Origin of the sequence: Mycobacterium sp. (genome assembly GCF_052144515.1) — a bacterium.
Classification (GTDB): Bacteria; Actinomycetota; Actinomycetes; order Mycobacteriales; family Mycobacteriaceae; genus Mycobacterium.
In genome coordinates, this window is sequence record NZ_JBKQQD010000379.1 from 1 (window position 1) to 2,523 (window position 2,523).

The 2,523-nt window shown below is 60.9% G+C and carries 2 protein-coding genes; both read left to right on the plus strand.

What is annotated here, in order from left to right:
- Nucleotides 1-872: 872 nt before the first annotated feature.
- Nucleotides 873-1,283, plus strand: a complete 411-nt coding sequence (locus ACLP9N_RS25250; protein ID WP_442409942.1) for a hypothetical protein — start codon at nucleotides 873-875, stop codon at nucleotides 1,281-1,283.
- Between the two features lie 292 nt (nucleotides 1,284-1,575).
- Nucleotides 1,576-2,523: multiheme c-type cytochrome (locus ACLP9N_RS25255; protein WP_442409943.1), on the plus strand; the 948-nt coding region annotated here is incomplete at its 3' end.

The window sequence follows — 2,523 nt, forward strand, 5'->3', positions numbered from 1 at the left end:
GCTCGGAGGAAGACGGCGAAGTAACCGTCGTCGTGGAGGATTACTTCGAGGGGCAGGTCGACAGAACCTGGTTCACGATCCGCGGGGGCACAGAGGCACTGGTTGAGTTGCTTGATCACTTGGGTGACATCGATTCCATTATGTTCACATGGTAGTCTGGTAGCCGTGTCTTTTCTTGTCTGCCCGATGAATCCGCCTACCGAGCCAAATCAAGCGGTGAAATCGCGGAGAGAATCGATCATGCCATTTACGTGTCCAGAATGTTCGAGACCTGATTGCCTCATGGTCACGGTGATGATAGAACTTCCCCCTGACGAGTGGTCCGACGAGATCGAAGTCGAGATCGTCGAGTGTTCTGGCTGCCGATTCCGCGGCGTTGCGGTGGATGAAGAATCGAGACGTGGTGCTCTGGATTCAGAGTGCACGCGCCACGTGGGTTACCGCGTCACGGAAGAGGAATTCGAATCGTTGAGAGATGCGATCAAACGCTGCCCCGATCCTGCGAACCGGGGTTGCAAGTGTCCGCATCATCGATCGGTTGCCCAAGCATTGGCCTGGGGAGAGGAGCTCAGGGGCGCGAACTGGCATCATCGGTTCCGGATGGAGCCGGCTTTGTGAGCTCGAGCTGAAACACGATTTTCACGCCAGCCGGTGGGGTCTGACCCCATGCCATCTATGAAACCGAGAATCCAGCACCCGCAGGAGCGGGCAGCCGCGTTCTGGAAGAATCACAAGAGGAACCGGAAAAGGAACGTTAAGCCGGAAGGAAAACGCCCTGCAGGTTCCGACCATTGACAATGTTCTGCCAAACTTCTTTAATGAGATTACCCTTCATCGTGTTCAGAATTTGACGAGTTTGGAGCAGGTCGGTCGTGATGCAGTCAGGACGCAAGCACGAGAATCACCTGTTGATTCTTGCCCTGACGGGCACACTGTTCCTGGTAACCGGTTCGCGGACCGCGCAGGCGACCGGATGTCATGTGCCGGAACGGCCGGTCCTGGCTCGCTCTCTGTCGTGGGAACGATGGCAACAGGCCGGATACTCCCCCGCCGATCCCCTGCTGGCCCCTGCGCCGCCGGTGATCTTGCCCGTGCCATGCCAGGGAGAGACTGCCACGCTACAGTGGTTCGCCAGCGGCCTGGTGAGCGCAGATTTCGCGCCGGGCCGGGTCCTCGAGGAGCCAGCCTCAGGGGAACGCGTGGCCTTCGAGTCGCCGTCGCAGCTTCCGTTCCCCATCGCTTCCCGCCTTGATCGGCCGCCCCGCCGCGGATCCGCCCCTTGATCGGCCCTGGCCCGATCTCGAACACAGCCGTGTCGGCTGATCGTCGTCTCCGACCTGATGCAGATGGCCATGAGGGACTTCGTACCCTCGAGCAGAATTCCTTCGTTTGCGGGTCGGCCGCCTGAGCATCCAAGTGCACGGGACGGTCCGCAGATCGAGGCTGTGCGGAAAGGCGACTCTTAGCCTGCCGGCACGCGGCGGTCGGTTTGCAATCCATAAGATTGTCTGTCTTCCATTCCGGGCCATATCGCGCTGCCGGGTCCTCCTAAGGCGTGCGCGAGGGAGCTTGCCTATGTCCACGGCCGTCCTACCCGCGCGTGACCGCGCCGGGCGAGTTTACAAACCCGCCATCGGATCGCGGCTGCGCCCGTTGCTCTGGGTCATCCTCATCGGCTTCGCCTTGCTGGCGGCCAACGGGTTCTACCTTTCCAGCGTCACCGCGCTGACCTGGTACCTGGGGACGACTCAGCAGACGTTCTTTTACATGCTTATGGTTGCCTTGCATCTATTCCTCGGCCTTGTCCTGGTCATTCCCTTCTTGATCTTCGGCTTCGCGCACCTGGCAACCTCGTGGAAACGGCCCAACAAGTGGGCCATTCGCTACGGTTTGATTCTCCTGGGCGCCGGTCTGGTCACCCTGGCTTCGGGGTTCATTCTGGTTCGCATTGGCGGATTCGGGGTCCGCGACCCGCGGATCCGCAATCTCGGCTACTGGTTCCACGTGGTCGCCCCGCTGGTAGCGGTTGCGCTCTACGTCAAGCACCGGCTGGCGGGCCCGCGGATCCGCTGGGAATGGACGCGGCGGTTGGCGATTCCGGTGGTCGGTTTCGTCGCGATCATGGGGCTCTTGCACTCACAGGATCCCAGGTCATTTGGCGTCAAGGGACCGAAGGAGGGCAAGCAGTACTTTTTCCCGTCCGAGGCCATCACCGCCAACGGCAAGTTCATTCCGGCCAAGACCCTGATGATGGACCAATACTGCCTCGAGTGCCACAAGGATGCCTATGACGGCTGGTTTCACTCGGCGCACCGCCGCAGCTCGTTCAACAACAAGGCTTACCTGATGAGCGTGCGGGAGACGCGCAAGGTGTCACTGGAGCGCGACGGCTCGAACCAGGCTTCCCGCTGGTGCGCGGGCTGCCATGATCCCGTGCCGTTCTTCTCCGGCGAGTTCGACGACCCGAATTTCGACGACGTGCACAACCCGACGGGGCAGGCAGGCATCACTTGCACGGTCTGC